Source organism: Sphingomonas sp. ID1715 (genome assembly GCF_013044515.1).
Classification (GTDB): Bacteria; Pseudomonadota; Alphaproteobacteria; order Sphingomonadales; family Sphingomonadaceae; genus Sphingomonas_B.
Map to the genome: position 1 here is coordinate 233,511 of NZ_JABEPR010000003.1, position 15,410 is coordinate 248,920.

The 15,410-nt window shown below is 65.6% G+C and carries 16 protein-coding genes; 10 read left to right on the plus strand and 6 right to left on the minus strand.

What is annotated here, in order from left to right; translation table 11 throughout:
* The first annotated feature begins 200 nt into the window (after nucleotides 1–200).
* From hemE to HJG53_RS10250, 4 genes are all read left to right on the plus strand, one after another.
* Nucleotides 201–1,223, plus strand: coding sequence for a uroporphyrinogen decarboxylase (hemE, locus tag HJG53_RS10235; RefSeq protein ID WP_171130187.1), 1,023 nt, complete (start codon nucleotides 201–203; stop codon nucleotides 1,221–1,223).
* On the plus strand, nucleotides 1,223–1,666 hold the full coding sequence (locus HJG53_RS10240) for a CopD family protein (protein WP_171130190.1): 444 nt from the start codon (nucleotides 1,223–1,225) through the stop codon (nucleotides 1,664–1,666). The genes hemE and HJG53_RS10240 overlap by 1 nt, the downstream gene beginning before the upstream one ends.
* A gap of 132 nt (nucleotides 1,667–1,798) precedes the next feature.
* Nucleotides 1,799–3,055, plus strand: a complete 1,257-nt coding sequence (gene rho / locus HJG53_RS10245) for a transcription termination factor Rho (protein WP_171130192.1) — start codon at nucleotides 1,799–1,801, stop codon at nucleotides 3,053–3,055.
* Nucleotides 3,056–3,194: 139 nt separating this feature from the next.
* Nucleotides 3,195–3,905: a YjbE family putative metal transport protein gene (locus HJG53_RS10250; protein ID WP_171130193.1), complete on the plus strand. Its 711-nt coding sequence runs from the start codon at nucleotides 3,195–3,197 to the stop codon at nucleotides 3,903–3,905.
* Nucleotides 3,906–3,911: 6 nt separating this feature from the next.
* On the opposite strand, the gene HJG53_RS10255 is transcribed toward HJG53_RS10250, so the two are convergent.
* Together HJG53_RS10255 and HJG53_RS10260 are read right to left on the minus strand one after the other, a co-directional pair.
* Nucleotides 3,912–4,601: a dienelactone hydrolase family protein gene (locus HJG53_RS10255; protein ID WP_171130707.1), complete on the minus strand. Its 690-nt coding sequence runs from the start codon at nucleotides 4,599–4,601 to the stop codon at nucleotides 3,912–3,914.
* Nucleotides 4,601–5,074 (minus strand): methylated-DNA--[protein]-cysteine S-methyltransferase, encoded by a 474-nt coding sequence (locus tag HJG53_RS10260; RefSeq protein ID WP_171130195.1) that lies wholly within the window; start codon nucleotides 5,072–5,074, stop codon nucleotides 4,601–4,603. Before HJG53_RS10260 ends, HJG53_RS10255 begins: the two co-directional genes overlap by 1 nt.
* A 34-nt stretch (nucleotides 5,075–5,108) precedes the next feature.
* On the opposite strand from HJG53_RS10260, the gene HJG53_RS10265 reads away from it, so the two are divergent.
* The 6 genes from HJG53_RS10265 to HJG53_RS10290 are packed head-to-tail and all read left to right on the plus strand — an operon-like array spanning nucleotide 5,109 to nucleotide 10,797.
* The gene (locus tag HJG53_RS10265) at nucleotides 5,109–5,342 is read left to right on the plus strand and encodes a DUF6489 family protein (protein ID WP_171130197.1); all 234 of its coding nucleotides are present in this window, start codon (nucleotides 5,109–5,111) and stop codon (nucleotides 5,340–5,342) included.
* Entirely contained in the window at nucleotides 5,339–6,622 is a 1,284-nt protein-coding gene (gene mnmE, locus HJG53_RS10270) for a tRNA uridine-5-carboxymethylaminomethyl(34) synthesis GTPase MnmE (RefSeq protein ID WP_171130199.1), read from the plus strand. The genes HJG53_RS10265 and mnmE overlap by 4 nt, the downstream gene beginning before the upstream one ends.
* Before the next feature lie 57 nt (nucleotides 6,623–6,679).
* Nucleotides 6,680–8,515 carry a tRNA uridine-5-carboxymethylaminomethyl(34) synthesis enzyme MnmG gene (mnmG, locus tag HJG53_RS10275; RefSeq protein ID WP_171130201.1) on the plus strand — a complete coding sequence of 612 codons (1,836 nt, stop codon included), beginning with the start codon at nucleotides 6,680–6,682 and terminating at the stop codon, nucleotides 8,513–8,515.
* A 23-nt stretch (nucleotides 8,516–8,538) separates the two neighbouring features.
* Complete coding sequence (rsmG, locus tag HJG53_RS10280; protein WP_217352754.1) at nucleotides 8,539–9,123, plus strand: 16S rRNA (guanine(527)-N(7))-methyltransferase RsmG; 585 nt, start codon at nucleotides 8,539–8,541, stop codon at nucleotides 9,121–9,123.
* A 4-nt stretch (nucleotides 9,124–9,127) separates the two neighbouring features.
* Nucleotides 9,128–9,913, plus strand: a complete 786-nt coding sequence (locus tag HJG53_RS10285) for a ParA family protein (RefSeq protein ID WP_171130205.1) — start codon at nucleotides 9,128–9,130, stop codon at nucleotides 9,911–9,913.
* Entirely contained in the window at nucleotides 9,910–10,797 is an 888-nt protein-coding gene (locus HJG53_RS10290) for a ParB/RepB/Spo0J family partition protein (RefSeq protein WP_171130207.1), read from the plus strand. Before HJG53_RS10285 ends, HJG53_RS10290 begins: the two co-directional genes overlap by 4 nt.
* Here HJG53_RS10290 and holA read toward each other — a convergent pair.
* Genes holA through HJG53_RS10310 form a run of 4 tightly spaced genes read right to left on the minus strand, consistent with a single transcriptional unit; the run spans nucleotide 10,794 to nucleotide 15,285 of the window.
* Nucleotides 10,794–11,810 (minus strand): DNA polymerase III subunit delta, encoded by a 1,017-nt coding sequence (gene holA, locus HJG53_RS10295; RefSeq protein ID WP_171130209.1) that lies wholly within the window; start codon nucleotides 11,808–11,810, stop codon nucleotides 10,794–10,796. The genes HJG53_RS10290 and holA overlap by 4 nt on opposite strands.
* Entirely contained in the window at nucleotides 11,807–12,295 is a 489-nt protein-coding gene (gene lptE, locus HJG53_RS10300) for an LPS assembly lipoprotein LptE (protein WP_171130211.1), read from the minus strand. The genes holA and lptE overlap by 4 nt, the downstream gene beginning before the upstream one ends.
* Nucleotides 12,292–14,796 (minus strand): leucine--tRNA ligase, encoded by a 2,505-nt coding sequence (gene leuS, locus HJG53_RS10305; RefSeq protein ID WP_171130213.1) that lies wholly within the window; start codon nucleotides 14,794–14,796, stop codon nucleotides 12,292–12,294. The genes lptE and leuS overlap by 4 nt, the downstream gene beginning before the upstream one ends.
* A 3-nt stretch (nucleotides 14,797–14,799) precedes the next feature.
* Complete coding sequence (locus HJG53_RS10310) at nucleotides 14,800–15,285, minus strand: DUF3576 domain-containing protein (RefSeq protein ID WP_171130215.1); 486 nt, start codon at nucleotides 15,283–15,285, stop codon at nucleotides 14,800–14,802.
* Between the last annotated feature and the right edge of the window lie 125 nt (nucleotides 15,286–15,410).

Genomic DNA, 15,410 nt, shown 5'->3' on the forward strand with positions numbered 1-15,410 from the left:
TCTCGCCCCACATGACCGTCCACAGCAGGAAAAAACCATGAACCTCCTGTGGATAGCGGGGAGTTCGTGCGCGACTCGGGAACCTTTCGCGATTCCTGCAGAGTCAAATTGTTGGCGGCTGGCGCGGAAATCCCTAAGTCCCCGCCTCCGGCACGCCTACTATCTCCATCATCCTTTTTGAATCTAAGAGAAATGAAGAGATGAATCGTCCCTTGCTGAGCGTGCTTCGCGGTGAACGGCGCGATCCGACGCCTGTTTGGCTCATGCGCCAGGCTGGCCGCTACCTGCCCGAATATCGCGCGTTGCGGGCGGAGAAGGGCGGCTTTCTCGAGCTGGTGAACGACAGCGCGGCCGCTGCGGACGTTACGCTACAGCCGATCCGCCGCTTCGGTTTCGACGGCGCGATCCTGTTTTCCGACATTCTCGTCATTCCCCACGCGCTTGGTCAGAAGCTTGAGTTTTTGGCGGGCGAAGGCCCCAGATTGTCGCCCGCGCTGGTCGACGCGGCGCTGGACGGTCTGCAGGCCGCGCCAGAGCGGCTGGGGCCGGTCTATGGAACGGTCCGCCGCGTGGCTGCCGAACTGCCGCCGGAGACGACTTTTCTGGGCTTTGCCGGCAGTCCCTGGACCGTCGCCACCTATATGGCGGCCGGTGAGGGCAGCCGCGAGCAGGCAGAAGCGCGTCGCTACGCCTATCGTGATCCGTCAGCCTTTGGAGCTATCATCGCTGCGATCGAGTCGGCGACGTTCGATTATCTCTCGAAGCAGATCGAAGCGGGCGTCCACGCCGTGCAATTGTTCGACAGCTGGGCGGGCAGCCTGTCGCCCGCGCAATATGAGCAATGGGTGATCGCGCCCACCGCCCGTCTGGCGGCAGCCCTGAAGCAGCGCCACCCCGACACGCCGATTATCGGCTTCCCGAAAGGCTCGGGCGGCAAGCTGCCCGCCTATGCGCGCGAGACGGGAGTCAACGCCATCGGTCTTGACGAGACGGTCGATCCCGAATGGGCGCATGCCTCGCTGCCGGCACACATCCCGGTCCAGGGCAATCTCGACCCGCTGGCGCTGATCGCGGGTGGCACCGCGCTCGACCAGGCGGCGGACCGGATTCTTGACGCGTTCCGGGAGAGGCCGCACATCTTCAATCTCGGACACGGCATCCTGCCCGATACGCCCATCGCGCATGTCGAGCAGCTGCTGCAACGGGTGCGGAGCGCGGGCTGATGGCGGGAATGCTGGGCGTCGCCTATGACTGGATCAAGGCCGCGCACATCGTCTTCGTGATCTTCTGGATGGCGGGGCTGTTTATCTTCCCGCGCTATCTCGTCCACCATCAGGGGGCGCTCGCCCGCCCGGCCGAGGCGAAGGAATGGGTCGAGCGCGAGGCCAAGCTCCGCAAGATGATCCTGACGCCCTCGATCGGCGTCACCTGGGTCCTGGGCCTGCTGCTCGCCAGCTCCGGCGACTGGTGGTCCTTCGAATGGCTGCACGTGAAATTGCTGTTCGTGCTGTTCCTGTCGGGCTTTCACGGCTGGGCGGTGGCCTATTCAAAGCGGCTGGCGCTGGGCGAGGCGCGCTGGACCTCGCGGCAGCTGCGCATGCTGAACGAAGTGCCGGCGCTCGCCATCGTGATCATCGTGTTTCTGGTGGTGCTGAAGCCTTTCTGACCGGCTTGACTTGAGATAAGTCGCTCCCTAACTCGCGAGCAATCGCGCGGCGCAGTCCTTGTCCGGGCGTTTCCCCTACAGATCGCCGTTCCGTACCGGTCTCCTCACCCGAAAACCGATCCAAGGCCCCCCATGCATCTCAAAGACCTGAAAAAGAACACGCCTGCCGAGCTGGTCGAAAAGGCCGAGCAGCTGGGCGTGGAGGGCGCCTCGACGCTCCGCAAGCAGGATCTGATGTTTGCGATCCTCAAGGCCGAGGCGGAGAATGGCGAGCAGATCATGGGCGAAGGCACGATCGAAGTGCTGCCCGACGGCTTCGGCTTCCTGCGCAGCCCGGAAGCAAATTATCTGGCCGGCCCCGACGACATCTATGTCTCGCCCAATCAGGTGCGGAAGTTCGGCCTGCGCACCGGCGACACGGTCGAGGGTGAGGTGCGTGCTCCCAAGGACGGCGAGCGCTACTTTGCGCTGACCCGGCTTACTCAGGTCAATTTTGATGATCCGGAGGCGGTGCGCCACCGCGTCAATTTCGACAATCTGACGCCGCTCTATCCGGAGCAGAAGCTCGATCTCGATCCCAAGGACCCGACGATCAAGGACAAGTCGGCGCGGGTGATCGACATCATCTCGCCGCAGGGCAAGGGCCAGCGCGCGCTGATCGTGGCGCCGCCGCGGGTCGGCAAGACCGTGCTGCTGCAGAACATCGCGCGCTCGATCACCGCCAACCATCCCGAAGTCTTCCTGATCGTGCTGCTGATCGACGAGCGGCCCGAGGAAGTCACCGACATGCAGCGTTCGGTGAAGGGCGAAGTGATTTCCTCGACCTTCGACGAGCCTGCGCAGCGCCACGTCCAGGTCGCCGAGATGGTGATCGAGAAGGCCAAGCGCCTGGTCGAGCACAAGAAGGACGTTGTGATCCTGCTCGACTCGATCACGCGCCTTGGCCGCGCCTACAACACGGTCGTGCCGAGCTCCGGCAAGGTGCTGACCGGCGGCGTCGATGCGAATGCGCTGCAGCGGCCGAAGCGCTTCTTCGGTGCGGCGCGCAACATTGAAGAGGGTGGCTCGCTCTCGATCATTGCGACCGCGCTGATCGACACCGGCAGCCGCATGGACGAGGTCATTTTCGAAGAGTTCAAGGGCACCGGCAACTCGGAAATCGTGCTCGACCGCAAGGTGGCGGACAAGCGTATCTTCCCGGCGATGGACGTCGGCAAGTCCGGTACTCGCAAGGAAGAGCTGCTGGTCGACAAGGGCACGCTCTCGAAGATGTGGGTCCTGCGCCGCATCCTGATGCAGATGGGCACCATCGACGCGATGGAGTTCCTGCTCGACAAGATGAAGGACTCGAAGACCAACTCGGACTTCTTCGACTCGATGAATCAATAATGCGCCGAGCGGCCGTGGCTGAGTAAGCCATGGACTTGCTCAAGCGCGGCCGGCGGGGCGTAGCCCCGACCGACTGCGCGGATTCACTCCGCGCCTTTTGCTTGTCGGACCCTCTTTCCGCGCCTAGCGTTCGCGCGACATGACACCGCAGATCGCGCAAGAAGCCATGTCGCTGTCCTGGCTGTGGAGCCACATCGTCAGCGACTTTTCCAATCTTGGCAGCTGGTCGGCCTTGCAGGCCTTCATGACCGTCGTGCTGCTCGACATCGCTCTCGCCGGCGACAACGCGATCATCGTCGGAGCGCTCGCGGCCGGTCTCCCGACCGATCAGCGCAAGAAGGTGATCGCGATCGGCATTCTGGCGGCGCTGCTGCTGCGCATCGTCTTTGCGGTGCTGGTGCTCTACGGGCTCGAGCGCTTCAAGGAATATGGCCTGGTCCTGGCCGGCGGCCTGCTGCTGCTTTGGGTCGCGTGGAAAATGTATCGCGAGATCCGCCACACCGGCGAATCGCCCGGTTCCGCAGAGATCGAAGGCGACGAGCATAGCGGCGTGCGGCCCGCCAAGAGCTTTGCCTCGGCCGCCTGGGCCGTCGCCGTCGCCGACGTGTCGATGAGCCTCGATAATGTGCTCGCCGTCGCCGGCGCGGCGCGCGAGCATCCCGGTATCATGGTGATCGGCCTTATTCTCGCCGTCGCCCTGATGGGCGTCGCCGCGAACATCATCGCGCGCTACATCGAGCGCTATCGCTGGATTGCCTGGGTCGGTCTCGTCATCATCCTCTATGTCGCCGGCAAGATGATCTACGAAGGCTGGCACGACCTCCAGCCGACGCTGACCGCAATGGCGTAGCGCGCCCTAGCCGAGGTGCTCGGCGAAGAAGGCCTCGGTCCGGCCGTCGGCGAGACGTGCGGCTTCGTCGTTGCGGCGCTGGCCCATCTCGGCGGCAAAGCCGTGGTCCAGCCCTTCATAGTCGTAGAGCGTGACCTTGGGGTGATCGTCCAACCCCTCGTGCATCGCCTTCTGCACATCGGCGCCGACGAAATGATCGGCGGTCGGGATGTGGAGCAGCAACGGGCGTGAGATAGCGTGCTTTTCACGCAAGAGATTGTCGATGCCGACGCCATAATAGCCGACGCTCGCATCCACATCGGTGCGGGCTGACGTCATAAAGGCGAGCCGCCCCCCGAGGCAGTAGCCGACACAGCCGACCTTGCCACCGCCGATCCGCTCACGCGCGGCGCGGATCGTGGCTTCGATGTCGCTGATGCCCCGATCCTGGTCGAAACGGCCCATCAGCCCCAGCGCCTGCTGGAACTGCTCGGGCACGTCGGCATCGAGCTCGACGCCGGGCTGCAGGCGCCAGAACAGGTCGGGCGCGAGCGCGAGATAGCCGAGCTGTGCCCAGTGATCGCACTTGCGCCTTATGCCTTCATTGACCCCGAAAATTTCCTGGATGACGATCACCGCGGCCTTGGGCGTTCCCAAAGGCTCCGCCGCATAGGCGCTGAAGCGGTCGTCATGCGCCAGCGTTTCGATCTCGATCATCATATCAGCCAACCTTCCGCATTTTCGTGTTTGAGCAGCCAGACCTTGGTCGCCGGACCATCGCCGGCCGAGTAATGGCCGAGCGCGCCGCCGGCCGAGAGCACGCGATGGCAGGGCACCAGGATCGGGAAGCTGTTGCTGGCGCAGGCCTGGCCGATTGCCCGTGCGCTCGCTCCGGTGCGTTCGGCGAGCGCGCCATAGGTCGCCGTCTCTCCATAGCCGATCGCGCAGATTGCGGCGCGCAGGGCCGGGCCGCGGTCGCTCTCCGGTTCGGCGAGCGGCAGGTCGAAATGCGTGAGCTCGCCCGCGAAATAGGCGGAAAGCTGGGCCGCCGCTTCGTTGAGCAGCGCGTCTCGGCTGGCTACGGGGCCGGTGCCGCCGATGCGGATGCCGGTGAGGACGCGGCCGTCGCCGTCGATCCGCACGGTGCCGATAGGCGTTGCGATCATCATCTGGCCGGGCGCATAAGCCATGGCTCGGGTTAGCAGCGGGGGGAAGAGAGACGCAATGAAGATCAATGTCGAAGTCGATTGCACGCCTGAGGAAGCGCGTCGCTTCATGGGCTTGCCGGATCTGTCGCCGGTGCACGAAGCCTATGTCGCTCAGCTGGTCGACACGGTGAAGAACGGGGTGAGCTCGGACGCCATGGAGTCCATGATGAAGAGCTGGGGTCCGATGAGCGACGCCGGGTTCAAGATGTGGCAGCAGGTGATCGAGGGGATGACTGGCCGGAAATCGTGACGGATACGATCTTCGCGCTGTCGAGCGGCGTACCACCGGCTGCCATCGCAGTCGTGAGGATCAGTGGTCCAGGCACCCTCGACCTGGTGGAGCGAATGGCCGGACCATTGCCCGAGCCCCGCCGTATGTCGTTGAGAACGCTCCGGCATCCAGAGAGCCAGGAGGAATTGGACCGGTGTCTGGTCGTCTGCTTCCCGGCCAGGACATCGGTAACCGGCGAGCCGCTGGTCGAGCTGCATCTGCATGGCGGACGTGCCACGGTCGATGCAGTCGAAGAGGCGCTCGCTTGTGAGGCCGGCGCGCGGCCGGCACGCGCGGGGGAGTTTACCTGGCGGGCCTTCGAGAACGGCCGGCTGGACCTGGTGCAGGCGGAAGCCCTTTCCGAGCTGCTGCGTGCGGAAACCGAAGCACAGCGGCGAGCGGCTCTCGCGGGTGAGGGACTGAGCGCGGATGTGGAGCGCTGGCGCCGTGACCTGCTGATGCTCTCCGCCATGGTTGAAGCGGCGTTGGATCAGTCGGACGAGGACGACGTGCCGGCAGACCGCGCTCGCATCGACGCGCTCGCATCGGCTCTCAGCGGCGAAATGCATGCCTTGCTGGCGCGGCCGGGATCGGAGCGGCTGTTCGACGGAGTCCGGGTCGTCGTCGCGGGCCCGCCCAATGCCGGAAAGTCGACCTTGATCAACGCCTTAGCAGGTCGTGAAGTGGCGATCACCTCGCCGCTGGCAGGCACGACGCGCGACGTGATCGAAGTACCGGTGCGGCTGGAGGGTGTCGCCTTCCTTTTCACCGACACCGCGGGTCTGCGCGCTGATACTGCCGACCCGATCGAGCAGGAGGGGATTGCCCGCGCCAATCGACGGATCGCCGACGCCGACATTCTTATCTGGCTTGGAGACGGCGAGGCGCCAGACGCAGGTGTTGCCACCGTGATTCCCGTCTATGCGCGGTCGGATGCGCCGGATCGGCTGGGTGTGCAGACCGAGCGGTTGCGGGTGTCTGCACATTCCGGTGATGGAATCCAGGCATTGGTCAGGCAGTTGCTCGACTGCGCGCGTGGGCTGCTGCCGAGAGAAGGTGACGTGGCGCTTGGACGCCGGCAGCGCGTGCATGTGGCCACTGCGTATCATGCCCTTGCGGCGTTCTCCGCGGAAGCTGACGAGTTGATTGCGGCTGAGCATCTGCGAACGTGCCGCGCAGCCTTTGATGCACTTACCGGCCGGGCGGGAACGGAAGAAATGCTCGACGCGCTCTTCGGCACCTTCTGCATCGGAAAGTAAGCTGTTCCACGTGGAACAGTTTGACAGGCGGGTGCTCCTGAGGTTTGAGGCCGCGCCATGTATGACGTGATCGTGATCGGCGGCGGCCATGCGGGCTGCGAAGCGGCCGCGGCCGCGGCGCGGATCGGTGCACGGACGGCTTTGGTAACCTTCGATGCAGCGACGCTCGGGGCGATGTCGTGCAATCCGGCATTTGGCGGCCTGGGCAAAGGACACTTGGTCCGGGAAGTTGACGCGCTGGACGGGCTGGTCGGTCGCGCGGCGGATGAAGCGGCCATTCACCATCGCATGCTCAACGCGTCCAAGGGCTCGGCGGTGCGCGGCCCGCGGGCCCAGGCGGATCGGAAGCTCTATCGTGCTGCGATCCAGCGCATGCTGCGTGAGCAACCTCATCTGGAAGTCGTCGAAGGTGAAGCGGCCTCGCTGATCACCGCGCGCACAGGCGAAGTCCAAGGCGTGCGGCTTGCGGATGGACGCGAGCTTCGCGCGCGCGCCGTCGTGCTTGCGACGGGGACTTTTCTGAATGGGCGCCTGTTCCGCGGGCGCAGCACGGATCAAGGCGGGCGCGTCGGCGAGGCGGCAGCCCTGCCTTTGGGAGAGCAACTTCGGTCACTGGGCTTGCCGATGGGGAGGCTGAAGACCGGCACGCCGCCTCGTCTGGACGGGCGCAGCATCGATTGGAGCGGTCTCGAACGTCAGCCGTCCGACGATGCGGGCTGGACCATGTCGCCGCTGACGAACCGACGCCTGCGGCCGCAGCTCGCCTGTTTCATCACGCGGACGACGCCTGGAACGCATGACGTCATTCGGGGTGCGCTTGACCAGTCGCCGCTTCACTCGGGCGCGATTGAGGGGCAGGGGCCGCGCTATTGTCCATCGATTGAGGATAAGGTGCTGCGCTTCGGTGATCGCGATGGGCACCAGATCTTCCTGGAGCCGGAGGGGCTCGACGATCCGCTGATCTACCCGAACGGCATCTCGACTTCGCTGCCGCTCGACGCGCAACAGGCAATGATCCGCACCATTGCCGGGCTCGAGCGGGCTGTGATCGTGCAGCCGGGCTATGCCGTCGAATATGATTATATCGACCCCAGAGCGCTTGATCCTTCGCTCGAACTGCGGGCGGTGCGCGGCCTGTTCTTCGCGGGCCAGATCAATGGCACGACCGGCTATGAAGAGGCCGCCGCACAAGGTCTTGTGGCGGGGATTAACGCGGCGCGTCTTGCTGCCGACCAGGACTGCGTCACGTTCGATCGCGCCGACAGCTACATCGGCGTGATGATCGATGACCTCACGCTGCAGGGCGTGACCGAGCCTTACCGGATGCTCACCGCGCGTGCGGAGTATCGCCTGAAGTTGCGCGCGGACAATGCCACCGAGCGTCTCACGCCGATCGGGGAGCAGGTCGGCTGTCTCGGCGCAACGCGTCGGTCCTATGCCTCTGGTCGTGTGGCGAAGCTGAACGATATCAAAGCGATGCTCGGCACGGTAGTGCGCGCGCGGGAAGTGACGGCGCAGCTGCGGGATGATGGCCGTGCCCGCAGTCTCGCCGACTGGCTCCGCTTCGACGGGGTGGGCCGGGAGCAGCTGCTCGGTGTGGTGCCCGGGCTGGGGGCCGTCGACGCCGATCTTCTCGACCTCGCCATCGATGATGCTCGCTATGCTCCCTATCTGGAACGCCAGGAAACGGAGGTCCGCGCGCTTCGAGCAGCCGGTCGCACGGCCATCCCTGAGACGATCGATTACCGCGTGATCCCCGGCCTCTCCAACGAAATGCGGGAACGGCTGGAAGCAGCACGCCCGGCCGACCTGGAGAGCGCCAGCCGCATCCGCGGCATCACACCGGCTGCTCTTGCGATCATCCTCGCCCATAGTCAGAAGCGCGCGGCGTGACGGAGTCGGAGGCTCGCTCCTGGATGGCGGAGCGATATGGCCAGGATCGGCTCGCCCGCCTGGAGCAATTCGTCGCGCTGCTTATTGCCGAGAACGCGCACCAGAATCTGATCAGCCAGGCGAGCTTGGCGGGAGTTTGGGTGCGCCACATTCTCGATTCGGCGCAGCTTCATCGCCTGGCTGGAGGCGCCAACCGGTGGCTGGACGTGGGTTCTGGACCAGGTCTCCCGGGAATGGTGCTGGCCTGTCTCAGCGACACTCCGATCCTCATGGTCGAGCCTCGCCGGCGCCGCGTGGAGTTCTTGGAGCGGGCCATCAGCGAACTTCGGCTCGCACACGCCGAGGTTCGGCAGGCCAACGTAGAGCGTCTCAGTGACCAGCGCTTTGACGCAGTGACCGCTCGTGCCTATGCGCCTCTGACCGAAATATTTCGGTCCACGGTTCAACTCACAACTTCGTCCACCATTTGGGTGCTGCCCAAGGGACGGAGCGCCGAACGGGAACTGGATGAAGCCCGGCAGACATGGCAAGGTGTGTTCCACGTGGAACAGAGCCTGACCGACCCTGATGCTCGCATCATCGTCGCGCGGGACGTGAGTCCGAGGTGAAAAGATGATCTGCGTGGGCGTCGCCAACCAGAAGGGCGGGGTGGGGAAGACCACCACCGCCATCAATGTCGCCACGGCTCTCGCTGCAATTGGCTGGCGGGTGTTGCTGGTCGACCTCGACCCGCAGGGCAATGCGTCGACGGGCTTGGGCATCGCCCAGTCGGCGCGGGGAGCGAGCAGCTACGACCTGCTCACCGGTCAGGCGGCGCTAACCGATTGTGTTGTGCCGACCCGCATTCCCCGTTTGGACGTCGTTCCCGCCACCGTAGACCTGTCCGGCGCCGAGATCGAGCTGATCGATCTGGATCAGCGAACGCATCGCCTGCGTGCCGCCTTGAGCGGCGGGGCTGCAGCGGCCCGCTGGGACATTTGCCTGATTGATTGCCCGCCTTCATTGGGTTTGTTGACGGTCAATGCGATGGTCGCCGCCGACTCGCTGCTGGTGCCGCTCCAGTGCGAGTTCTTTGCGCTAGAAGGACTTAGCCAGCTTCTTCAAACGATCGAACGCATTCGCGCGGGCTTCAACCCCAATCTCGAGATACTCGGCGTCGCGCTGACCATGTATGATCGTCGCAACAATCTTACCGAGCAGGTGGCGCAGGATGTGCGTACCTGTCTGGGCGACAAGGTGTTCGCAACGGTGATCCCGCGAAACGTGCGCCTGTCGGAAGCGCCGAGTCATGGCATGCCGGCCCTCATCTACGATCATCGTTGTTCCGGTTCCGAAGCCTATATGGCGCTCGCTCGGGAACTGCTCGACCGTCTTCCTCAGCTGAAGAAAGCCGCATGACCGAAGCTGCCCGCCAAAAGCGTCCCACCGGCCTTGGCCGCGGCCTTTCCGCCCTGCTGGGAGAGGCGGTGCGAGAAGAGCCGGTGTCCGGTGGCACCGACCGCGGTCCGGGCGTGCGCAGCTTGCCGGTCTCGGAGCTGGAGCCGCACCCCGAGCAACCGCGCCGCTTCTTTGACGACGCGGCACTGGATGAGCTCGCGCGGTCGATCGAGTCGCGTGGTCTGATCCAGCCCATCGTCGTCCGGCCCTGGAACGGGCGCTACCAGATCGTTGCCGGCGAGCGGCGCTGGCGCGCAGCCCAGCGCGCGCGGTTACACGAGGTGCCGGTAATCGTCCGCGAGTTCGACGAGGCGGAGACGCTCGAACTGGCGCTCGTCGAGAATATCCAGCGCGAGGATCTGAACGCGATCGAGGAAGCGGAGGCCTATGCCAAGCTGATCTCACGCTTCGGCCACAGCCAGGAGGCGCTCGGCCGCATCGTTCACAAGTCGCGCAGCCATATCGCCAACCTGTTGAGACTGCTGGATCTTCCGCTCGCCGTTCGGGCAATGGTGGCGGACGGCCGATTGTCGATGGGCCATGCGCGCGCGCTGATCACCGCACCCGACCCGGAGTCGCTCGCTCGTCAGGTTGTCGAAGGCGGTCTTTCGGTGCGCGAAACGGAGCGGCTGGCGCAATCCGCTCGTCCAGCTGGCAACCGGCCTGCCCGGGCGCCCCGCGAGAGCGATGCCGATATCGCCGCACTGGAGCGTCAGCTGGGCGACCTTCTCGGCCTCAAGGTCAAGATCAGCTATGGCAGTGGGGCAGGGGCTGTCACGCTCGGCTTCTCGAGCCTGGATCAACTCGATCTGATCTGCCAGCGGCTGACCGGCGAGCGGATCTAGCTCCGCCGCTGCGCCTGCCGTGCGACGGTGAGCAGCTCCTGCGAGAACAGAACCGACCCCGCATTGCCCGACGCCAACAGCTGCGCTTGTGCAGATGTCATGCGGTCGACGAGAGTGGCGAGTTCCGCCGAGGTCCACCGGCGCAACTCGCTTTCGACGACCGGCTTGTCCTTCCAGAACAGCGACTTGCCGGCGCCGTCCATCGCCGCAGCGAGGCTCGTCCGATCGGCCTCCGAGCGGAGCGCCGCCAGCTGCAACAGTCTGCGGAGCGTCGCGCGGAGGAGGGCGACGCCATCCTCGCCGGCCGAACTCAGCTGCACCAGCTCTTCGGTCGCCTGCCGGATGGCGCCGGTCAGCACCGCGTCGATCAGGGCGGCCGTGCTGCTTTCCCCCTCGCCGGCGCCGACTGCTTCCAAGGCAGCGGCATCGAGTGGTTTGGGTGCTGCCTCGGCCGCGTCGAGGAAGAGCGCCAGCTTCTCGAGCTCCCGTCCGATTACGGCCCGATCGCCTGCACAGGCATCGAAGATCCGACGGGCGATGTCCGGCGCCACCTTTAATCCCAGCGGCTGCGCCATGCCGATGACGAGCGGCACCGCATCGCGCGCTTCCGGCAGATAGCTGGCAAAGGCGAGCGCATCGGGAGAGGCGAGCGCCAGTTTCAGCAGCTTCGATGCCGGCTTGAGCGCCCCAGCGATGATGGCGACCGGGTTGCCGGCTTGCGGCGCCTCCAGCAACGCTTCGACGGCGTCGGTGATCTCGTCGCCATTGGCGCGCACGCGGATGTAGCGCGCGCCTCCGAACAGGGAGCTGGATGCCGCCTCATCGGCCAGCAAGGCCGGGTCCTTGGCAAGCGTGCTGCCGTCCAGGTCGATGCGCTCGGCCTCGGAGCCCATCGTCGTGGCGAGCCGGTCGGCGAGGGCACGGGACCCAGCCTCATCAGGGCCGTAGAGGAGAAAGCAGCGCGCTTGCGGCTTGGCGAGGGCGCGCTCGATCGTGCCCTTGTCGGCCTTCACTGCGCCCGCTTGGCGTAGAGCGCGATGCGGGCGAGGATCTGGTCCGCGACTTCCTGCGCCAGTCGTTCCAATGCGGTGTTCTCGGCTGCAATCGTTGCATATTCCGAGCGGACCACGTCGATGCCGACGTCGGACCCTGCGGTTGCATCCAGCAGCACCGCGCCACTGCCCGCTTCGGTCAGGCGATAGCGCGCGCGCAAGGTGCGGCGCTCGCGCGTGATCGCATCATCGCGCCGCACGCCGAACCCTTCGATATTGTCGTCGAGTTCGACCACCAGCCGGTAAAGCGGTGCGCCGTCGCGTACGGCGGTGACCCGATCCTTCAATGCGTTCTGCACCAGCCAGCCGCCCCGGCCTGGAATTGGCGCGACTTCGACGCCGGCCAGCGCCTGCGCGACCGTGCCGCCGGCGCCGCCCGAATAGAGCGGCTGCAGCCCGCAACCGGCGAGCAGCAGCGCTGCGGCAAAGGCGACAGCGATCCTCACGCGACCAGGTTCACCAGGCGGTCGGGCACGACGATCACTTTCTTCGGCGCGGCTCCGTTGAGCAAGCGCACGACGTTCGGCGCCGCCAGCGCCTTGGCCTCGAGCGTGTCGCGGGCCTCGCCGCGCGGGACCGTCAGGGTATCGCGCAGCTTGCCATTGACCTGGACCGCGATCGTCACCTCATCCTCGACCAGCATCGCCGGATCGTAGTCGGGCCAGGGCGCGTCCGCGACCAGGCCGGATTGGCCGAGGCTCATCCATGCCTCTTCGGCGAGATGCGGGATCATCGGCGCGACCAGGCGGACCAGGGTGCGGATCGCCTCGGACCGATCCGCCGACGGCTTCGCCTTCTCGACGGCTCCCACCAGCTCGTACAGCTTGGCGACGGCCTTATTGAAGGCAAGCGCTTCAATGTCCTCGGCAACGCCGGCGACAGTCTTGTGGCGCTTGCGGGCGAGCGCGGGGTCGGCGCCCTCAGCGGCATCGACGCTCTGCACCAGCCGCCACACCCGATTGACGAAGCGCCACGCGCCTTCGATGCCCGACACCGACCAGGCGAGATCGCGTTCCGGCGGCGAGTCCGATAGCATGAACCAGCGCACCGCATCGGCGCCATAGCTGTCGAGAATGGGGGCGGGATCGACCACATTCTTCTTGGACTTGGACATTTTTTCGACGCGGCCGAGCGTCACCGGCTCGCCTGTGTCCGTGACCAGCTTGCCGTCGCGCTGCTCGACCTCCTCGGGGCTCAGCCAACGGCCGTCGGGCGCCTGATAGGTCTCGTGCGTGACCATGCCCTGCGTGAACAGGCCCGTGAACGGCTCCTTGATGTCAAGCTGGCCCATCCGATTGAGCGCGCGCGTCCAGAAGCGTGCGTACAGGAGATGCAGGATCGCATGCTCGACGCCGCCAATATATTGGCCGACGGGCAGCCAGCTTTCCGCCACCGCCTTGTCGAACGGTTTGTCATCGGGCTGGCTGGCGAAACGGACGAAATACCAGCTCGAATCGGCGAAAGTGTCGAGCGTGTCGGTCTCGCGCCGTGCAGGCCCGCCACAGCTTGGGCAGTCAACATGCCTCCAGCTGGGATGACGGTCGAGCGGATTGCCGGGCGTGGCAAAGTCGACATCCTCCGGCAGGACGATCGGCAAGCTATCGCGCGGCGCCGCGACCACGCCGCAGGCCTCGCAATGGATGATCGGGATCGGCGTGCCCCAATAACGCTGGCGCGACACGCCCCAGTCGCGCAGCCGCCACACGGTCGTGCCATGGCCCCAGCCTTCGGCTTCGGCGCGCGCGATGACGGCCCGCTTGCCGGCCTCGACATCCAGCCCATCGAGGAAGCGCGAGTTCACCAGCGCGCCGGGGCCGGTATAGGCCTCATCGCCTTCGAAGACGGGATCGGTCTTATCGGCGTCCGCAACGACGCGCGTGACGGCCAGGCCGTATTTCCGCGCGAAGTCGAGATCGCGCTGATCGTGCGCCGGCACGCCGAACACCGCGCCCGTGCCATAATCCATCAGCACGAAGTTCGCGATGTAGACGGGCAGCTGCCATCCGGAGTCGAACGGATGGGCAGCGGTCAGGCCGGTGTCGAAGCCCTTCTTCTCCGCCGTTTCGATCTCGGCGGCCGTCGTGCCGCCGGCCCGGCACTCCTCGATGAATGCGGCGGCGGCGGGGTTCGTTTCGGCCACCTGAGCGGCGAGCGGGTGGTCCGCCGCGACCGCGACGAAGCTCGAGCCGAAGATAGTGTCCGGCCGGGTCGTGAAGACTTCGACCTCGCCGCCGTCCGAAAGCTTGAACCGGAACTGCAGGCCCTGGCTCTTGCCGATCCAGTTCTCCTGCATCAGCCGCACCTTGTCGGGCCAATGATCGAGGCTGTGCAGCCCCTCCAGCAACTCGTCGGCAAAGTCGGTGATCTTCAGGAACCATTGGCTGAGCTTGCGCTTCTCGACGAGCGCGCCGGACCGCCAGCCCCGGCCGTCGATAACCTGCTCATTGGCGAGCACGGTCATGTCGACAGGATCCCAATTGACCGCCGATTCCTTGCGGTAAACGAGGCCAGCCTCGAACAGGTCGAGGAACAGCGCCTGCTCATGGCCGTAATAATCGGGCTCGCAGGTGGCGAGCTCGCGGCTCCAGTCGAGCGCGAAGCCTAGCGACTTCAGCTGGTCGCGCATCGTCGCGATGTTGGCGCGGGTCCAGTCGCCCGGGTGCACGCCCTTTTCCATCGCCGCATTCTCGGCGGGCATGCCGAACGCGTCCCATCCCATCGGATGGAGCACTTCCATGCCCTTCATCCGCCGATAGCGGGCGAGCACGTCCCCCATCGTATAGTTGCGGACATGCCCCATATGGATGCGCCCCGATGGATAGGGGAACATCTCGAGCACGTAGCTCTTGGGCTTGGGGCTGTCGTCGCGCGCATGGAAGGTGCCGCGCTCGGCCCAGACCTTCTGCCAGCGCGCGTCGGCAGTTTTCGGGTTGAAACGGTCCGCCACGGATTACTCCAGGCCGGACGCGGCACGCCTCAGGTCACGAGCCTTGTTGAGGATGATGTCTTCCAGCTTCTGCACGGTGGCGGCAGCCACCGGAGCGTCCACCCACAGGCCGTTCTGCGTGATCTGGCGCGAAGCCGCGACCCGCAGCGCGTCGGCGCGCAAATCCTGGTCGAGGATCGATACGGTCAGCTTCATCCGTTCGCCCGGCGAGCTGGGGTTCACATACCAGTCGGTGACGATCACGCCGCCATTCGAATCCGCCTGCACCAGCGGCATGAAGGAGACGGTGTCGAGCGCTGCCCGCCACAGATAGGCGTTGACGCCGATCGAGGTCACCTTGGACGCGGCGAGGTCCGCCTGCTCGCTGCGATCCTTGTTGCTCTTGCCGCCGCCGCCGAGCCCCTTGGACAGGTCCTCCTTCACCCATGCACAGGCGGACAGGGCCAGCACGGACGAAATCAGCAGGGCGAAACGAGGCGAGCGCAACATGGGCAATCCTTCGGACACGGCCGGTTAATCGGGCGCCGTTATAGGGGCTGAAGGCGGGCTCGCAAGCAGCGCTGTGGATGTTGTGCAACAGGTGCAAAGGATTCGACTCCGGCAAGGTGGCGACT

What these genes read in the sequence shown, in the direction of transcription:
- hemE (WP_171130187.1), top strand. Translation starts at nt 201, where the DNA reads ATGAATCGTCCCTTGCTGAGCGTGCTTCGCGGTGAACGGCGCGATCCG.
- HJG53_RS10240 (WP_171130190.1), top strand. Translation starts at nt 1,223, where the DNA reads ATGGCGGGAATGCTGGGCGTCGCCTATGACTGGATCAAGGCCGCGCAC.
- rho (WP_171130192.1), top strand. Translation starts at nt 1,799, where the DNA reads ATGCATCTCAAAGACCTGAAAAAGAACACGCCTGCCGAGCTGGTCGAA.
- HJG53_RS10250 (WP_171130193.1), top strand. Translation starts at nt 3,195, where the DNA reads ATGACACCGCAGATCGCGCAAGAAGCCATGTCGCTGTCCTGGCTGTGG.
- HJG53_RS10255 (WP_171130707.1), bottom strand. Translation starts at nt 4,601, where the DNA reads ATGATCGAGATCGAAACGCTGGCGCATGACGACCGCTTCAGCGCCTAT.
- HJG53_RS10260 (WP_171130195.1), bottom strand. Translation starts at nt 5,074, where the DNA reads ATGGCTTATGCGCCCGGCCAGATGATGATCGCAACGCCTATCGGCACC.
- HJG53_RS10265 (WP_171130197.1), top strand. Translation starts at nt 5,109, where the DNA reads ATGAAGATCAATGTCGAAGTCGATTGCACGCCTGAGGAAGCGCGTCGC.
- mnmG (WP_171130201.1), top strand. Translation starts at nt 6,680, where the DNA reads ATGTATGACGTGATCGTGATCGGCGGCGGCCATGCGGGCTGCGAAGCG.
- rsmG (WP_217352754.1), top strand. Translation starts at nt 8,539, where the DNA reads ATGGCGGAGCGATATGGCCAGGATCGGCTCGCCCGCCTGGAGCAATTC.
- HJG53_RS10285 (WP_171130205.1), top strand. Translation starts at nt 9,128, where the DNA reads ATGATCTGCGTGGGCGTCGCCAACCAGAAGGGCGGGGTGGGGAAGACC.
- HJG53_RS10290 (WP_171130207.1), top strand. Translation starts at nt 9,910, where the DNA reads ATGACCGAAGCTGCCCGCCAAAAGCGTCCCACCGGCCTTGGCCGCGGC.
- HJG53_RS10310 (WP_171130215.1), bottom strand. Translation starts at nt 15,285, where the DNA reads ATGTTGCGCTCGCCTCGTTTCGCCCTGCTGATTTCGTCCGTGCTGGCC.